The organism is Roseibium aggregatum (assembly GCF_017309185.1).
Classification (GTDB): Bacteria; Pseudomonadota; Alphaproteobacteria; order Rhizobiales; family Stappiaceae; genus Roseibium; species Roseibium aggregatum_B.
Genome location: NZ_JAEKJZ010000001.1, coordinates 1,677,342 through 1,694,681, shown reverse-complemented (window position 1 = coordinate 1,694,681; position 17,340 = coordinate 1,677,342). Strand labels below are relative to the sequence as shown.

Annotated in this window: 11 protein-coding genes; 5 read left to right on the top strand and 6 right to left on the bottom strand. The window is 60.2% G+C overall.

What is annotated here, in order from left to right; all coding sequences use genetic code 11:
* Window positions 1-11: 11 nt before the first annotated feature.
* Window positions 12-1,412: a Si-specific NAD(P)(+) transhydrogenase gene (sthA, locus tag JF539_RS07270; protein WP_207139645.1), complete on the bottom strand. Its 1,401-nt coding sequence runs from the start codon at window positions 1,410-1,412 to the stop codon at window positions 12-14.
* Between the two features lie 286 nt (window positions 1,413-1,698).
* Here sthA and JF539_RS07265 point away from each other — a divergent pair, with 286 nt between their 5' ends.
* The 3 genes from JF539_RS07265 to JF539_RS07255 all read left to right on the top strand — a co-directional run bounded on the left by JF539_RS07265 (window position 1,699) and on the right by JF539_RS07255 (window position 6,090).
* On the top strand, window positions 1,699-2,550 hold the full coding sequence (locus JF539_RS07265; RefSeq protein WP_207139644.1) for a substrate-binding periplasmic protein: 852 nt from the start codon (window positions 1,699-1,701) through the stop codon (window positions 2,548-2,550).
* 226 nt (window positions 2,551-2,776) lie between these two features.
* Complete coding sequence (locus JF539_RS07260; protein ID WP_207139643.1) at window positions 2,777-4,963, top strand: anthranilate synthase component I; 2,187 nt, start codon at window positions 2,777-2,779, stop codon at window positions 4,961-4,963.
* Window positions 4,964-5,160: 197 nt separating this feature from the next.
* Window positions 5,161-6,090, top strand: a complete 930-nt coding sequence (locus JF539_RS07255) for a hypothetical protein (RefSeq protein ID WP_209017034.1) — start codon at window positions 5,161-5,163, stop codon at window positions 6,088-6,090.
* Window positions 6,091-6,383: 293 nt separating this feature from the next.
* On the opposite strand, the gene amt is transcribed toward JF539_RS07255, so the two are convergent.
* From amt to JF539_RS07230, 5 genes are all read right to left on the bottom strand, one after another.
* Window positions 6,384-9,581, bottom strand: coding sequence for an ammonium transporter (gene amt / locus JF539_RS07250; RefSeq protein WP_207139642.1), 3,198 nt, complete (start codon window positions 9,579-9,581; stop codon window positions 6,384-6,386).
* 366 nt (window positions 9,582-9,947) lie between these two features.
* Entirely contained in the window at window positions 9,948-11,792 is a 1,845-nt protein-coding gene (gene ilvD / locus JF539_RS07245) for a dihydroxy-acid dehydratase (protein ID WP_207139641.1), read from the bottom strand.
* Window positions 11,793-12,094: 302 nt separating this feature from the next.
* Window positions 12,095-13,201 carry an alkene reductase gene (locus JF539_RS07240; RefSeq protein WP_207139640.1) on the bottom strand — a complete coding sequence of 369 codons (1,107 nt, stop codon included), beginning with the start codon at window positions 13,199-13,201 and terminating at the stop codon, window positions 12,095-12,097.
* Between the two features lie 112 nt (window positions 13,202-13,313).
* Window positions 13,314-13,913, bottom strand: a complete 600-nt coding sequence (locus JF539_RS07235; protein ID WP_207139639.1) for a TetR/AcrR family transcriptional regulator — start codon at window positions 13,911-13,913, stop codon at window positions 13,314-13,316.
* A 93-nt stretch (window positions 13,914-14,006) separates the two neighbouring features.
* Window positions 14,007-15,194: an ABC transporter substrate-binding protein gene (locus tag JF539_RS07230; protein ID WP_207139638.1), complete on the bottom strand. Its 1,188-nt coding sequence runs from the start codon at window positions 15,192-15,194 to the stop codon at window positions 14,007-14,009.
* Window positions 15,195-15,875: 681 nt separating this feature from the next.
* On the opposite strand from JF539_RS07230, the gene JF539_RS07225 reads away from it, so the two are divergent.
* Together JF539_RS07225 and JF539_RS07220 are read left to right on the top strand one after the other, a co-directional pair.
* Complete coding sequence (locus JF539_RS07225) at window positions 15,876-16,700, top strand: SH3 domain-containing protein (RefSeq protein WP_207139637.1); 825 nt, start codon at window positions 15,876-15,878, stop codon at window positions 16,698-16,700.
* 156 nt (window positions 16,701-16,856) lie between these two features.
* Entirely contained in the window at window positions 16,857-17,330 is a 474-nt protein-coding gene (locus JF539_RS07220; protein WP_209017033.1) for a hypothetical protein, read from the top strand.
* The last annotated feature ends 10 nt before the right edge of the window (window positions 17,331-17,340 follow it).

Below are 17,340 nucleotides of genomic sequence, written 5' to 3'. Positions count from 1 at the left end.
CCCGGCAGGTTTCAGCTTTCCAGGGGCGGCATCCGGTTCCAGGCGTCAAGCGCCGCGATCTTGTAGGCTTCGGCCAGGGTCGGGTAGTTGAAGGTGTTTTCGACGAAATATTCCAGCGTGCCGCGCAGGTTCAGCACGGCCTGACCGATATGCACGAGTTCCGTCGCCCCTTCGCCGACGATGTGACAACCGAGCAGGCGGCGGGTCTTCAGCGAGAAGATCAGTTTCAACATGCCGGTATCGAGCCCCATGATGTGCCCCCGCGAGGTTTCCCGAAAGCGGGCAATCCCGCATTCGTAGGGAATGCCGCGCTCCCTGGTTTCTTCCTCCGTCATGCCGACCGTGGAGATTTCCGGTACCGCGTAAATCCCGTAGGGAAAATATTCCGGCGGGTCGTAGGCCTTCTCCTCGAGCGCCTGGCAGGCGGCGATACGCCCCTGCTCCATGGAGGTGGAGGCAAGGCTCGGGAAGCCGATCACGTCTCCGGCCGCGTAAATATGCGGAACACCGGTCTGGAAGGTCATCTTGTCGACCGTGAGGCGTCCTCGGTGATCGACTTCAAGACCGCAATTTTCAAGGTTGAGCGCTGGCGTCGCCCCCATGCGGCCAGCGGCGAACAAAACGACATTGGAGCGTACGCAGCGTCCACCCTCCAGGGTGGTTTCGCAGTCGCCGGGACCGTGTTTTTCAATCTTTTCGACCTTGGTGCCGAAGCGGAGCGCGATTCCGTTGTCCCGAAGCTGGTGGGTGAAATCCGCGACCAGTTCCTTGTCGAGGAAATCCAGCATGCTGTCCCGCGGTTCGACGAGGGTGACATGCGTATCGAGGGCCGCAAAAATCGAGGCGTATTCGACGCCGATCACACCTGCGCCGATCACCGTGATCGAACGGGGCAGCTCTTTCAGCTCCAGGATCTCGTCGCTGTCGAGAACGAACTCGCCGTCGAATGGTACATAATCCGGCCGAAACGGTTTGGTGCCCACGGCGATGATGTACTTGTCCGAAGTGAAATTGTGGATTTCTCCCGCTTCACCCGCAACCTCGATCTTTCGCGGGTCGAGAAAGCGCGCCTCGCCCTTGATCGTATCGACCTTGTTGCGCGCAAACTGATGCTCAAGCACTTCCACCTCGTGATTGAGCGTGATGTGCAGTCGCGCCCGGAGGTCGGCCGCCGTAAGATCCTCCTTCACCCGGTAAGACCGGCCATAAAACCCCCGTTCCCTCCAGCCGGTCAGATTGAGCACGGTTTCGCGCAGGGTCTTGGACGGAATGGTGCCGGTGTGAACGGAGACGCCCCCGACCCGGCGGCCGCGTTCCACAACCAGTACGTTCCTGCCGAATTTCGCTGCCTGGATCGCAGCGCGCCTTCCTGCCGGCCCGCTGCCGATTACGATAAGGTCGTAGTGTTCCATAAGCCCCTCACAATCGTCTTTGCGTAACCCATTAACCGTTTGAAATTACCATTTTCTCAATAATCGTTGCGCTGCAAAAACAGCATCCTGGGTAAAGGGTCAAGACGGGATTGCGAAAAGACAGTGACTCCCGACCATTTTGGAATTCCATTTCAAACACTGCGGGTTTAGCGTCTGGAAGGTTGACACAGCCTGCCGCCAAGACTTGAAAAATCTCTTTTAGGGGAAGGGAGCAAACACGAGTATGAGAAATTGCAGTTCTGGAAAGGCAAACCAGCCGGCAGGCATGCCTTGTTTTTTCAGGTTTTTCGCGCGGTTTCTCGCAGCCGCGGTTCTCTTCGCAGGCTCGGCAGGCGCGAGCACGGCCGGGCAGCCGCCGCTTTGCCCGATCAGCGATGAGATTGTCATCGCCGCGGAAGACGCCTTTTTTCCTTACTCGGGTCTCTACAAGGGCAAGCTTCGGGGCTTTGCCGTCGACATCGTCTCGGCGGCATTCGGCGCGGCTGGCTGCCCGGTGGTTTTCGACGTCATGCCCTATTCCAGATGCTTGCGGGAGGTGGAGCATGGTAGGCAGCTCGGGTGCTTTAACACGACGGGATCGGCGGAAAACCGACGGAACTTCGTTTTCCACCGAACGCCGCTGTTCAAAGGAAAGATCCTGATCTTCGCGCACCCGGACACTCCGGCCGGGTTTCGGCAGGAATACTTCAGGCGGAAAACCTTTTCCGTCGTTCGCGGATATACCTACACCGACACCTTCGACGCCGATCCGCAGATAACCAAGATCGAGGTCGATTCCGATCTGCAAACCCTCGCCCTGGCGGCCAGGAAACGCGCGGATTATGCCGTTGTCTACGAGAAGGTCGCCGCCTACCACATCAGCAACAGTCCCGAAATCATCTCGCCTGTTCCCAAGCCGGTTCGGGAACTGGTCCGGTTCGATCTGTACGTTTCCTTTTCCAGAAAAACGCCGAGACGTGCGAAAGCCGTCGTCGGCGTGCTCGATCAAGGTCTGGACGCGATCCGGGCAGACGGAACCTATGCCCGGATCGAAACGGCCTGGGACGACTGGCTGGCAACCGGGCTTAAAGATGGCACTCCCGCGCCTTTCTGGGGGGCCGTGAGTGTCGGCGACTAGTGTTTTTTCATTGCCAAGAGTTTCGACATATTCTATCGGTCTGTCATGAACACGATCCGGAAATCAGCTTGGTGGTGGCGTCGCGCGACATAGGCGGCCAGCGATCGACCATGCTTTGAACGGATCGACAAACTCACCAAGGCCGCCGCGGGATATCCCCGGCGGCCTTGGTGCTTTATAAGGCCGCCAGCTCACAGGCAGCCACCAGAACGGGACACTTGAAACCATGCCGGCACTGGCAGACCAGACCTTTCAGACCAAGGGTGGCATCACCATCCACCGCTCCTCGCGTCCGTACGACTATGAGACCGGAACCTCGGAGTGGATCGACCGGCTGGACTCCGAACTCGGTGCGGTTCTGTCCTCTTCCTACGAGTATCCGGGCCGCTACACCAGGTGGGACATGGCGCTTGCCAATCCGCCTCTGGTCATGGAGGCCGCCGACCGCGACGTGGAGATCCGGGCCCTCAACCCGCGCGGAGAACTCCTTCTTCCCGCCATTGCGGACATGCTGAAATCCCATCCGGACGTTGACACGTTCGAGGCCTCGACGAAGACAATCAAGCTGACGGTCACAAAACCGGACCGGCTTTTCAACGAGGAGGAACGGTCCCGTCAGCCGTCCACATTCTCAATCGTCCGGGCGCTGAAGGACTTTTTTGCCTGCGACGACGATCAGCTCGGTCTCTATGGTGCGTTCGGCTACGACGTGGCTTTCCAGTTCGAACCGATCGACCTGAAACGTGAGCGGCCAAGCGACCAGCGCGACGTGGTCCTGTTCCTGCCGGACGAAATCCTGATCGTCGACCACCACGGCAAGCGGGCCTATGTTCTGGAATACGACTTCGTCGTGAACGGCAAAACCACCAAGGGTCTCGCACGGAGCGGGGAGAAACACCCATATGTCCCGGCCAACCGGGATCCGGGCCGCGGCGATCACGAACCGGGCGAATATGCCCGTCTGGTGGAGAAGGCGAAGGATTACTTCAGGCGTGGCGATCTCTTCGAAACCGTGCCGGGCCAGATCTTCTACGAGCCCTGTGCGAACCCGCCTTCCGCGGTCTCCAGGCGTCTCGCACAGATCAACCCCTCCCCCTACTCCTTCTTTTTCAATCTCGGAAACAGCGAATATCTCGTTGGCGCGTCACCAGAGATGTACGTCCGCGTGACCGGCGGGCGGCGCGTCGAAACCTGCCCGATTTCCGGCACGATCCGGCGCGGCAAGAACGCGATCGAGGACGAAGCACAGATCCGCAAGCTCTTGAACTCCGCCAAGGACGAAGCCGAACTCACCATGTGCTCCGACGTCGACCGCAACGACAAGAGCCGGGTCTGCGTTCCAGGCTCCGTCAAGGTCATCGGCCGCCGGCAGATCGAGATGTATTCCCGTCTGATCCACACCGTCGATCATATCGAAGGCATCCTGCGCGAAGACATGGACGCGCTCGACGCGTTCCTGTCCCACACCTGGGCGGTCACCGTGACGGGCGCGCCCAAGCGCTGGGCGATGCAGTTCATCGAGGATCACGAAAAATCGCCGCGGGCCTGGTATGGCGGCGCGATCGGCGCGGTTCTGTTCAACGGCGACATGAACACCGGCCTGACCCTCAGAACGGTACGTATCAAGGACGGGGTCGCCCAGATCCGGGCGGGCGCGACGCTTCTTTACGACAGTGTACCCGAAGACGAGGAAGCGGAGACGGAACTCAAGGCCGAAGCCATGCGGGCAGCGGTGCGCGAGGCCGGACTGGCGGCGCAGGCCCTGGAGAAGCGCGACGAGAAAAAACCCGGAAAGGGTCTGAAAATCCTGCTCGTCGATCACGAGGACAGCTTCGTCCATACGCTTGCAAACTACTTCCGGCAGACCGGCGCCGATGTCGTGACCTACAGGACGCCGGTTGCCGATCACGTGTTTCACGATGTCGATCCGGACCTTGTCGTGTTGTCTCCTGGGCCCGGCAACCCGAAGGATTTCGACTGCGCGGCGACCATCGGCCGGGCGCGGTCGCGCGCGCTTCCGATATTCGGCGTCTGCCTGGGACTGCAGGCCCTGTCGGAGTATTTCGGCGCCGAACTGGGTCAGCTCGACATCCCAATGCACGGCAAACCGTCACCGATCACCGTGACCGGCAACTCCACTCTGTTCGAGGGGCTGAAAGCGCCGGTTGTCGTCGGCCGCTATCATTCCCTTTTTGCCAGGCGGGACACCCTTCCCGGCGACATTCGCGTTACCGCGGAAACGCAAGACGGTGTCGTCATGGCGATAGAACACGAAAAGGAAGCGATTGCCGCGGTTCAGTTTCATCCGGAATCGATCATGTCTCTCGATCAGGATGCCGGGCACAAGATCATCGAAAATGTCGTCACCCGTCTGGTTGCCTCCAGGAGAGACAAGGTCGCGGCCGCATCGTGAATCCACCGGAAGCGATCTGCGCCAGCATCGGTTTTGCCGCGATCGGTCCCGGCCTTTTCAAATTTCAAGAGCGCAGGCTCTAAGGAAAACGGAAAAGCCCACCGACCGCGCCAAATAAACAGGCTGCGTGCCTCTCTTTGTCCGCAAAAATTCGATATACAGCAACAAACCGCCAAAACAATTCTCAGGGAGACAATATGAACGGCAGTGCCCACTGGCTTGGCGCGCGGCTTCCGCAGCCTTTTATACGTTTGTCCGGTGCCCTGCTCGCCTCCGGTTTGCTCGCCGTTGCCATGCTTGCTTCTCCCGCGCTGGCCCGTCCGCCGCTCAAGAACAATCTTCTGGCCATCGGCAATTGCCCACCCTGGAACCCGCAATCCGTCGAAGTCTGCAAGCACAGCCTAGAGAAAGTAGTTTCGGCCCTGTCCCCCAGGATCGATGCCGGGCCGGACGCGACGCATCTGCTTATCAACGAGGGGGCGAACGCTACCGCGCTCAAGCTGAAGGCCACCGAGCTTGCGAACAAGCTCGGCAAGGAAGACAGGCTGGTCATCTACGCCAATCTTCCCCTCGCCCCTGCCGAAGAGACACAGCAAAACGAGACAACCGGCTACGCCCTCGAACTCTGGGCAGATGAAAAGCCGGTCTCCACCAACGAGGCCATTGCCGAGGGGACGTGGGTTTCCGCTTCCGCCTTCGCGGCCATGATCCACACGATACCGGCGGGCGAAGTCATCCTCATCCTGGATACCAACAACTCCCACGCCATCAACATGCATCTTCTGGAACAGCACAGCGTTGATTTGAAGGAGCGCCCCGAAGCGCTGATTTCCTCTGCGGGCCAGGGCCAGGCCGCAAATTATTCCGAGGACCGGACAATATCGCTCTTCGCAAAACACCTGGCAGCGGCTCTCGACGAAACGGAAGGCTCTCTGCTGGATGTTCTGACCGTTGCCGCGAGCGGCACCCGACAGGCGGCGATACCGATTTGCGCGAGCCTGAAGGAACACAACGGTCAAGCGGAGGACAAGCCCGCCGACTGCACCCAGGTGCCTGAGGTTCACGATCCCGGAGATATTTTGGGACGAACCGTTCTTGCCCCCCTGGAAGTGACGGAGCTGAATTAGCGCTTCGGGCCCATGGCCCGGACCGCTAGAGCCTTTCACGGCTAGATTGAAGCATTCTGTTTGTCGTCCGGCGAGTCGCGCTGCGCGGAGGGACGTGAAGCCCATAGCGGGCTATGGGCAAGCGGCGCGACAAAGCAGGCGGCCGCCGGACGCGAACCCGAAGGGTCGGGCCGATTAGGCCCAATGCCGTCGGGTTTTGCCTCGACCGTGCAGCCAGCACGGCCTTCGTCAAAGCCCTTGGGCTTGAACCAAATCTGCTCCGGCAGAATGCTTCAATCTAACCGTGAAAGGCTCTAGCTTGCGATCTCTTTCGGAGTTTCGCTCTCGAACATCTTCACACCACCGAACCGCAAGGTATCGAGAGCGTCCCGGACCTCCGTCGGCACCGACCTCGCGAGTTTGTCGACCGGGGCCGGCATACCGATCAGGTAGCCCTGGGCCTCATGACAGCCACGCTGGGCCAGCAGGCACAGGATTTCCGAGTCCTCGACGCCCTCCGCGACCACGCGCATATCGAGCGCCTTGCCGAGCCGGACAACGGTCTCGATAATGGCGAGGGATCCGTAGTTCGGCCGGCTCTCGCGCACAAAGGACCTGTCGATCTTGATGCAATCGAACGGGAAACGGCTCAGATAGCTCAGGGAAGAATAGCCGACACCAAAATCATCCAGAGCAATCTTGACCCCGATCTCCTTCAGCCGCGTCAAAATGGTGAGCGCTCTGGCGTCATCCTCGATCAGCGTGTTTTCGGTAATCTCGAGCTCAATCCGTTCCGGCGGAACGCTGGATTGTTCGATCGCGCGCTTGACGTCGTCGACAAAGTCCTTGTCGCGGAACTGCACGGGACTGACATTGATGCTGATGTTGGCCGAAAGAATGCTTGTGGACGCGACTTTCAGGGCTTCGTCCAGCACGTATTTGCCGATCGCGACGATCTGACCGGAGGCTTCCGCTACCGGAATAAAATCCGTCGGGTTGACCAGGCCGTGTTCGGGATGCTGCCAGCGGATAAGCGCCTCGTAGCTGTCGATGCCTGCGGTCACCAGATTGAGACGTGGCTGGAAATGGAGCACGAACTGGCGCTCCGACAAGGCCGCGGTCAGGTCTTTTTCCAAGGCGCGCCGTTGGCGGACTTCGTCGCCCATGCCTTCCAGAAACACGCAGTATGTGTGCCGGCCGCCGTTCTTGGCGTTGTAAAGCGCGATGTCTGCATTGGAAATCACCGTGTCCTCGGCATCCTGTCCGGCCATCAGGGCGATACCGATGCTGGCGCTGGGTTTCAGCACCAACCCGTGTCCGCAATCGATCGGTTGCGACAGCGCCTGAACCAGGCGCACCGCCATATCTTCCGCCTGATTTGAAAACTGAATGTCGTTTTGGACGATCGCGAATTCGTCTCCGCCCAACCGGGACACGATGTCGCCGCTTCGGCTGCAGTTCCGCAGACGCTGCGCGGTCACGCGGATCACCGTGTCGCCCACCGGATGGCCGTGGAGATCGTTGATGTCCTTGAACCGGTCCAGATCGATGAGCAGCAGCGCGGCCGCATGTCCGTTCCGTTCGCATTTCCTCAGGGTCTGTTTCAGCTCCGCGTTGAATACCGCCCTGTTGGGCAGATCCGTAAGCGGATCATGTTGCGCAAGGTGCAGGATCTGGGCTTCCGCCTTCTTGCGTTCGCGCAGATCGACAAGCGCCGAGACGCGTGTCGGTATGCCCCGATAAGAGATAACGCGGGTCCGGATCTCGACAGGCACACGCTCACCGCTCCGGCTGATCAGGGTGACCTCACGCGGTTCCTTTTCGGCCTTGATCAGATGTTCTTCCAGAGTGCCGGCCAGCCTGGTGTCGACAAATTCGTACAGACCGCGCATTTCAAGCTCGCCGATGCTGTAGCCGATCAGGTCCTCGAAGGTCTTGTTTCCGTCCAGGATACGGCCGTCGACCGAGATAACAATGGCGTCGAAGGTTGCGTTCGCCAGGGCGGACAGTCGTTCGGCCTCCTCCTGGGACCGCTTGGCGTCGGCGGCCCGCAGATGCGCCTGCTCCTCACTTTGAACCGTATCCATCAGCGCGTTGAACAGACGGGTCAGCCGCTCTGAATCCTCGCCCTTGGAAACGTCGAGGCGCATGGACAGATCCGCCTTTCCGGCAATCAGCCGGTCAAGCGCGTCCTCGACATGCCCGATGCCAAGGCGCGTGCCATGCTCAGCTTCATTGAGGCCGAGGTCCTCGGCCGCGGCGTCCAGCCTGATCGGCTGCAGCAGGTTGACCGCCGAGAGCGTCAGCCAGCCCATGCCGAAAGACCAGATGAAACAGGCGGCCACGCCAGCGAACTGGATCGCAACCTGCGGCAGGCGCGCGCCCATGGGCAAAAGCTCGACCGGCGCGAGCAAAGCCAGGCCGAGGGTCCCGACGACACCGGCAAAACCGTGGACGCTGATGGCCCCGACCGGATCGTCGATCCTGAACACCCGCTCAAGCAACCATGCGCCGGCGATCGCCACGGCACCTCCGGCCATTCCGACGACCATCGCGCCAGCCGGCGTCAGGACATGGCAGCCCGCGGTAATGGCAACGAGCCCGCCGAGCAGACCCGATATCGAGTTTTCCGGCAGGATGACCTTGTCTCTCCAGCGGCCGACAAAATAGCCGGCACCGGTGCCCGCGGCGGCAGCCAGAACGGTATTCGCCAGAATTTTCGGGACGTCCCACGAGGCCGCCAGCGTGGACCCGCCGTTGAAACCGAGCCAGCCGACAAAAAGGATCAGGGCGCCTGCGGTCGCCAGAACCGAGCTGTGCCCCTGTATGCGAAAGGGACGCCCGTCCGTGCCGAAACGCCCGATCCTCGGCCCGAGCAGCACACAGGCGGCAAAGGCGATCCAGGCACCCGTGCCATGAACGACGGTGGACCCCGCGAAATCCACGAAACCGGCATCGCCCAGAAACGCGGTCGCTTCGGAAAACAGAGCCGAGCCCCAGGCCCAATGCGCAAAGACCGGATAGATGAGCCCCGCGGTCAGAACGGAACACCAGATATACGCGGAAAGCCGCATTCGTTCGGCAACGGCGCCGGAAATGATGGTGGCGGCGGTTCCGCAAAACATGACCTGAAAGGCAAAAATCGTCAGGACCCAGGGGTCCATGTGGGACAGCCCCAAAAGACGCGTATCAAAACCGGCAAACCAGTTCCCGCCCGCACCGAAAGCAATGGCGAACCCGAAGGTAGCGAAGATCAGAACCGAAACCGCAAGATCAAGAAGATTTTTCTGGGCGACGTTGATGGAATTCTTCGAACGTACGAGACCTGCTTCGAGCAGCATGAAGCCGACCTGCATCAGAAGCACCAGCCCGGCCGCGACCAGCACCCAGACCATATCGAGACTTTTTTGAAGCGACAGGACATCGCCCGCTACGGCGGCCTGAACCCCACCGGCGTCAAGTACTCCAGCCAAGCCCAGAACGGTTCCTGTGACGACCGTCCCTGTTTTCATGCGTCTGCCCCGTGGATTCACAACAGCCGCAATGATTAAGTTGAGAAGTTAATTCTCTCTTGCAAAAAATACCACCTATGCCACCTGTCAGGAGTTGCTTATTTACTCACCACTCAACCCAGACCGAAATCAAAAGACTAAATCCTCATAAATTATTGTTTTTTTTCGTGTATTTAACATTACGTAACGGAAATTCGCTACTTGACCCGCCAGAGAGCACAAAGGCTCTCCGCCTAAAATTTGCGCAAGTCCAAATGCATCTTTTCAGATGCCTTCGCGAGTTTCGAACCCGCCTTTCAGGCGAGCCCGAACGTTTCGTTCCAACACAAGTGACCGATGGAAAGTCCGGAAAGCTCTTCCAAAGATCTAATCGACTTCTCTCACCGCCCCCTTGGACGCACTCGTCGTAAGTTTGGCATAAGCACGCAACGCCTTGGAGACCTTTCGCTTGCGCTGTTCCAAAGGCTTCCAGGCCTTGGCACCTCGTGCCTCCATCGAGGCCCTGCGTTCACCCAATTCCGCGTCGGAAAGGTCGACTTTCAGAACCCGGTTCGGAATATCGATGACGATCATGTCGCCTTCTTCGACAAGGCCGATTGCCCCGCCTTCCGCCGCTTCCGGCGAGATGTGCCCGATGGATAGCCCCGAGGACCCGCCGGAAAACCGGCCGTCGGTGATCAGGGCGCAGGTCTTCCCAAGCCCCTTGGACTTCAGATAGCTGGTCGGATAGAGCATTTCCTGCATGCCCGGCCCGCCGCGCGGTCCCTCGTAGCGGATCAGGACCACATCGCCTTCCTTGACCTTGTTGGTCAGGATCGCCGAGACGGCGCTGTCCTGGCTCTCGAAAATACGGGCCGGTCCGGAGAAGGTCAGGATGCTTTCGTCGACGCCCGCCGTTTTCACCACACATCCGTCTTCGGCAATGTTGCCATAGAGCACGGCAAGTCCGCCGTCCTTGCTGTAGGCATGATCCATTTCACGGATCACGCCGGATGCGCGATCGAGATCGAGATCGTCCCAGCGCCGCTCCTGGCTGAAGGCAACCTGGGTCGGGACACCGCCGGGCGCTGCCTTGAAGAAGGTATGGACGCTCTCGGAGTTCGTCTGGCGGATATCCCAGCGTGCCAGCGCCTCTTTCATGGTGGCGGCATGGACGGTCGGCAGATCCGAATGCAGAAGTCCGGCCCGGTCCAACTCGCCCAGAATGCCCATGATCCCGCCAGCCCGGTGCACATCCTCCATGTGGATGTTCTCAACCGCCGGCGCGACCTTGCACAGGACGGGGACTTTCCTGGACAGGCGGTCGATGTCGTCCATCGTGAAGCCGACCTCGCCTTCATAGGACGCCGCCAGAAGGTGCAGGATCGTGTTGGTGGACCCGCCCATGGAGATATCGAGGCTCATGGCGTTTTCGAACGCCTTGAAGCTTGCAATGCTGCGCGGCAGAACGCTCTCGTCATCCTGCTCATAATAGCGTTTCGCCAGATCGACGATCAGATGGCCGGCCTCGACGAATAGGCGTTCCCTGTCCGCGTGGGTGGCGAGCGTGGAGCCGTTTCCGGGAAGTGCAAGACCGAGGGCCTCCGTCAGGCAGTTCATGGAATTGGCGGTGAACATGCCGGAGCACGAGCCGCACGTCGGACAAGCGTTCTGTTCCATGGCCAGCACGTCGGCATCGGACATGCGGTCGTCAGCGGCCGCAACCATCGCATCGACGAGATCGATGGCCTTGGCAACACCGTTTTCCAGAACCACCTTGCCGGCCTCCATCGGGCCGCCGGAAACAAACACGACCGGGATGTTAAGCCGCATGGCGGCGTTCAGCATGCCCGGCGTGATCTTGTCGCAGTTGGAGATGCAGACCAGCGCGTCCGCGCAGTGGCCGTTGACCATATATTCGACCGCGTCGGCAATGACCTCACGCGACGGCAGGGAATAGAGCATGCCGTCATGGCCCATGGCGATGCCGTCATCAACCGCGATCGTGTTGAATTCCTTGGCAACGCCGCCGGCCTTTTCGACTTCCCTTGCAACGAGCTGGCCGAGATCCTTCAAATGCACGTGCCCGGGCACGAACTGGGTGAAGGAATTGGCGATGGCGATGATCGGTTTGCCGAAATCGTCGTCCTTCATACCGGTCGCGCGCCAAAGACCGCGGGCACCGGCCATGTTGCGGCCATGGGTCGAGGTTCTGGAACGATATGGGGGCATCTTGTCTCTCCCTACGATACTACAGGGCGATGGGTTTGTTCCGGCGGCTTCGCACGCCAGACCACGTCAGTTCGCCGCGCCCTTTCGATTTGGTAGGGGTGTGACAGGTTTTTGACAAGACCGAAAGGGCGGATTGCGCAAAAAGTGTACGCTCCGGTACGGTTCATAATTCTCCCCCCCCCCCCGCGGATCGGCATGCCGCTCAAAAAGAAAGCCGGTGCAGGCGAATTACATCGCTCTGCACCGGCCCGCTATCAGACTGCCCTGGTTGGGGGTATGGATGTCGGGCAGCCTGAAACCGGTTATTCGGCCGCCGCCGACGCCTGCTCCAGGGTCGGGTAATCGGTGTAACCTTTCGCTCCGCCGCCGTAGAAGGTGTCCCTGTCCGGCTCATTAAGAGGGGCGTTTCTCTTCAGGCGTTCCACAAGATCGGGATTGGCTATGAACGGCCGTCCGAAGGCAACGAGGTCGACGGCTCCGCTTTCGACTGCCTCGATGGCGCTCTCGCGACTGTAGCCGTTGTTGCCCATAGTGGTGCCGTCGAACAGCGCATAAAGCGCCGCCAGATCGCCGCCTTCCGGAATGTCGCGGGCCCCGCCCGTCTGGCCTTCGACGAGGTGCAGATAGGCCAGGCCGTAACCGTTGAGAAGCTTGATCGCGTGGGAAAAAGTCGCCTGCGGATCGCTGTCGGCGATATCGTTGGCGTTCGAAAACGGACTGAGACGGATCCCGACACGGTCGCCGCCCCACACGCCGACAACCGCGTCCATTACCTCCTTCAGGAAGCGCGCGCGGTTCTCGATCGGACCGCCATACTCATCCTGCCGCGTGTTCGAACCGTCGCGCAGGAACTGGTCGATCAGATAACCGTTGGCCGCATGAACTTCTACGCCGTCAAAACCAGCCTTCTTGGCGTTTTCCGCAGCTTTCCGGTAGTCCTCGACAATTCCGGGAATCTCATTCCTTTCCAGGGCACGCGGCATCGGGGTATCTATGAACTGTTCGCCATCGAAGGTCTTGGAAGCCGCTGCAATCGCCGACGGGGCAACCGGGTCGGCCGCTCCGGGCTGCAACACCGGATGCGAGATCCTGCCTACATGCCAAAGTTGAATAACAACCTTGCCGCCCTTGGCGTGGATGGCGTCGGTGACATTTTTCCAGCCCTCGACCTGTGCATCGGAATAGATCCCGGGTGTCCAGGCGTAGCCCTTGCCCTGCGGCGAGATCTGCGAAGCTTCGGTGATGATCAGACCCGCCGTGGCGCGCTGCTCATAATATTCGACGTTGAGTTCAACAGGGACATCGTCCTCCGGCCGCGCCCGGTTGCGGGTGAGCGGTGCCATCACCACGCGGTTCTTCAATTCGATGGCGCCAGCCTGGGCCGGCGTAAACAGTTTCGCATCGGACATCGTCGCATTTTCCTTCGGTGCTGTTTCGATTGATTTGGCAGTTTTTGGACTATTCAGTCCTAAATTGTGCAGACTTTTTCAGGGCCTTTGAAACTTGAACGACCGACCCTCCCTATCCTGTCAGGATCGTTTTGGCTTGCTTGAGGGTTTCCTGAATGCGATCTGCGGATATGCCGCTTTTCCGCAAAGTCAGCGTGCCGATCGCCAGGGAAGCATACGCCCTTGCCGCATCACGCACGCTGTCGGGGTTCCCGGGATTCAGCGCGGCGGCAAAAATCTCCTCTATGGCTTCCAGATGGCGCCGGCCGATTTCCGCAACCTTGTCGTCATGAGGAGCCAGTTCGGTGATGCAATTGATCAGCAGGCACCCTTTGGGACTACCTTCCGGGTCAGAAAGAGCCAGCATCATGGCGTCGACAGGATTGTCTTGGGCCGTGCCGGCCACTTCTCGAAGACCCCGCAGGCCATTCCTCGAATAATGCTCCAGCGCCCGTATGAATAATGCCTGCTTGCTGTCGAACGCCCCGTAGAAGCTTGACCGGCTGAGCCCCATGGCCCTTGTCAGATCGTCCAGAGACGTCGCTTCATAGCCCTTTTGCCAAAACACATTCATCGCGGCTTCGAGAGCCGTGGCCTCGTCGAAACTGCGCGGCCGCCCCGGCCCGGGAGCCTTGGCGATGGAAACGGAGCTTTGAGAACGAGCCTCGGTCATACCCCGGATATGGATCGCTCGGTCCAGAATACAAGACCGCCACATAACTTTCCGGACCGGACAGTCTTGAATTAATGGCGCGCCTGAAGCGACCTACATGCGGCAGGAGCCGGAATACGCATCTCCGACATCGTCGAAGACCCGTGCCACGGCTTCCATTTCAAAAAGCCTTTTTGTGCGCTGGACGCCTTCGACCAGATAAAAGTCCTGAACGGGAAACTGGTTCGAATTGAAGCGGAAGTCGCCTCGAACGCTTTCGAAGGGCGCCGACTGAAGTATGGACAGCATTGCTTCCGCGTCCTTGCTCCCGCCCGTCAGTTCAAGCGCGAAGTGAATGAGTCTGCCTGCATCATAGCCCTGGGCGGCATAGACCGAGGGCGAATACTTGTATTTCCGGCTGAACTCCATGACGAAACGTTTATTGGCCGGATTGTCCAGATTTGGCGCCCAGGAGGATGCGGAAAAAAGGCCCTCGGCCGTTTCCTTCGTGTATGGCAGGCTGACCGCATCGATCGTCTGAGCGGAGAGGAACGGCACGGCCCCCTTCATGCCCGACGTGTGGAACTGCTTCACCAGCGCCACTCCCATTCCTCCCGGCATATAGGCATAAATCGCGTCCGGCTCGATTTCGGAGATCTGGGAAAACTCCTCGGAGAAATCGGTCTTTCCGAGTTTGGGATAAATTTCCCGGGCAAGCTGGCCACTATAATGCCTGCGGAATGCGGCGACCGCATTCCGCGCGGCTTCGAAGTCGGGCGCAATTGTCACAACACGCCGAAAGCCTTTCACGCTCGCATAGCGGCCCATCGTTTCGTGGACCTGGTCGTCCTGCTCCGCCGTTGAGAAAAAGTACCGGCTGCATCCACGGCCCGCGACGGGCGCCGGACCCGAATGGGTTCCGATGAAAGGGGTCTTGGTCCGCACGACAGGATCGTGCACGGCGAGCATCACCTTGGAAAAATTCACGCCGACGAAAAAATCGACGCCGTTCTCCTCGATAAGCTTGGTTGCCTGTTTCAAGGCATAGTCCGGGTCGAGCTTATCGTCGACAACGATGACGCGCGTTTCGAGGCCGCCGAGTGCGCCATTGGCCTGGTCCACGGCCAGCAGAAAACCGTCGCGCATGTGCTCTCCATAGACGGCGGCCGGTCCGGACAACGTCGCCATCAGTCCGATCCTCACAACCGGCGGCTCTTGCGCCTGGGTCGTCTGACCGAAGGTGGCGACGATTACCGCCAGGGCCACTGCGTTCGCTGCTAACTGCCTGATCCAGCGTTTCATGTTTGTTTCTGCCCGTCGTCTGTCTCTGCTGCGCGAACCGCCGCTTGGGTTGCGCGGCGGGTTTCCTTTCCCGCAAGATCATTGCAAACACTGGTTAGGTATTTGCAAACGGACGCCAGCGTGGGCCGGATGCGGCCGCGACCGCGCCAAGTTTCCCGAAAAACTCCTTGGAGACGCCGCAATCCTGCCCGCCTTCCGACGCATTGACAAAGATTAATGCCTCACTCGAAAAGGCCGTTTCCGCCATCCGCCATATCGAACGCCCGAAGAGGCAGCCGCTCGGGCGCGGTGGATACTCAAAATGCGGAAACGTAAAACCTGGAGGGCCAAATGTATTCTGTTTCCGCGCCAGCCATATCTTATGAACCTGAGACCAACCGCCAGACGAAAGCCTCTCCCCGGCCGCAAGACGGGAATGACCTGAAGGTCGTCGAAAGGCCGGTTTCCGCAAACGAGGGAGACCGGGGCCAATCCGAGGTATCTCAAAGCGAAATCGCCGCAAAAATCCTGGAATTGCATGCCGCCTCAAACGATGACCCTTCCGATGAACCATGCGCTCGCGGCCGGCCCGACTTGAGGAAGGAGCCTCCCCTTCAAACGCCCGGCGTGTTTCCGGGGACCGGCGCCGGACGAAGACGAACCGGTGACAGCGCGACCGTATCTCGGCTGCGCAGGAGCGGTATGCCAGCCTCGAACCCGACCGGACCAAGTTTCAGGGCACTCTTCGCAACGACCTTCCTGATCGTGGCCGCCGGAGGCGCGGCAATGGCGTTTGGCCTTCCCGACCTGCTCACAGCCAATGACACCTCAACGCGAACCGTGGAGACCGAGTTCATCTCGGTCGGACCTTCGGCAGAGACACAGGCTGCGGCCACCCGGAGTGTTGCGGCCTCCGGAGGTTTCGACGCACGAGGCCTGAACGACAGCTCTGAACAATTTGCAACGGCTGCGCAAATCGCCGATGCGAAAGCACGCATGCGCAGGGCACTTACGGTCGGAAGCACCGGCGGCACAGCCGCCTTGACTGCCCCCGCACAAGTTGCAGCGCCTGCTCCCGTCGAAGCCGTCGCGCCCCGTCCGGCGCAAGCGCCGTTCATTGTAAGGGAGGTTCCCCCGGCATCCGAAGAGGCAACGCGTTCCGCGCCAATCGACAGGACGACGCCGACTGCCGCCGCGGTGCCGGCCGCCGTGGCCGTTGCCCGGGCGGACACCGTCCAGCAGGAGCCTCCCTTTTCTCTTGTGCATGATCCCGCACCCAAAGCCGAGCCGCTGTTCGAGCAAGAAAGCGCTCCCGCCACGGCACAGGCCTTGAACGACGCTGATCAGAGCACCGGAAAAATCGTCTCCGCCGTAAATTTGAGGCAGAGCGGGCAAAATGGCGCCGCGGTCATTGGTGTTATTCCGCAAGGCGCCAGCGTGTCGTTCCGACACTGCGACGACTGGTGGTGCGAAGTCACTTACGAAGGCAGGAGCGGCTTCATCGCCGAAAAATATCTCCAGCGGTAACGCAAAACAGCTTGGACATTCGGGAGAACCGCGCAGCAGCTTGTTAAGGTCCTGTCGTTATCCTGTCTGGTGAATTCCCTGCCGATCGCCGCTCGTATCATCGCGGCACCAAATGACGCGGCACGGCGTTTCTGGCATCGACCGCGGGAGACAAACATGAACGCACGGCACCCGAACATCTTGAACTCGGTCCTTTTTGCAGCCTGTTGTCTCACCACCTTTTCCGCTTCTGCCCAAGACACCGACTGCGTGGTCTATGCGACCGACTATGCCAATGCGCGCATGGGAAGCGGTGACGTCGTTGGCGACGCCGTTTCCGGCGGCATGACGGGAGCCGTCGCCGGCGGTGCATGGGCTGGCCCCGGTGGCGCAATCCGCGGCGCCCGCGCCGGAGGCGCGCTCGGCGTCCTGGACAATCTCGGCTCGATGCCCGGCGGCTGGCAGGCTCTTTACGACACGGCCTATCAGATGTGCCAGCAGCAATCGGCCAACGCCGGGGTCGCGCCGGCCTATGGTTCGCCTCATTATCCAAACTCGGACTGCCGGTCTTCCGCAACCGTGACAGAGACCTTGAATGGCGCTCCGAAGAACTCGTTTGGCGTCGGCTCGAGTTTCGGCACTTGCCGCTGACCCCGTTTTT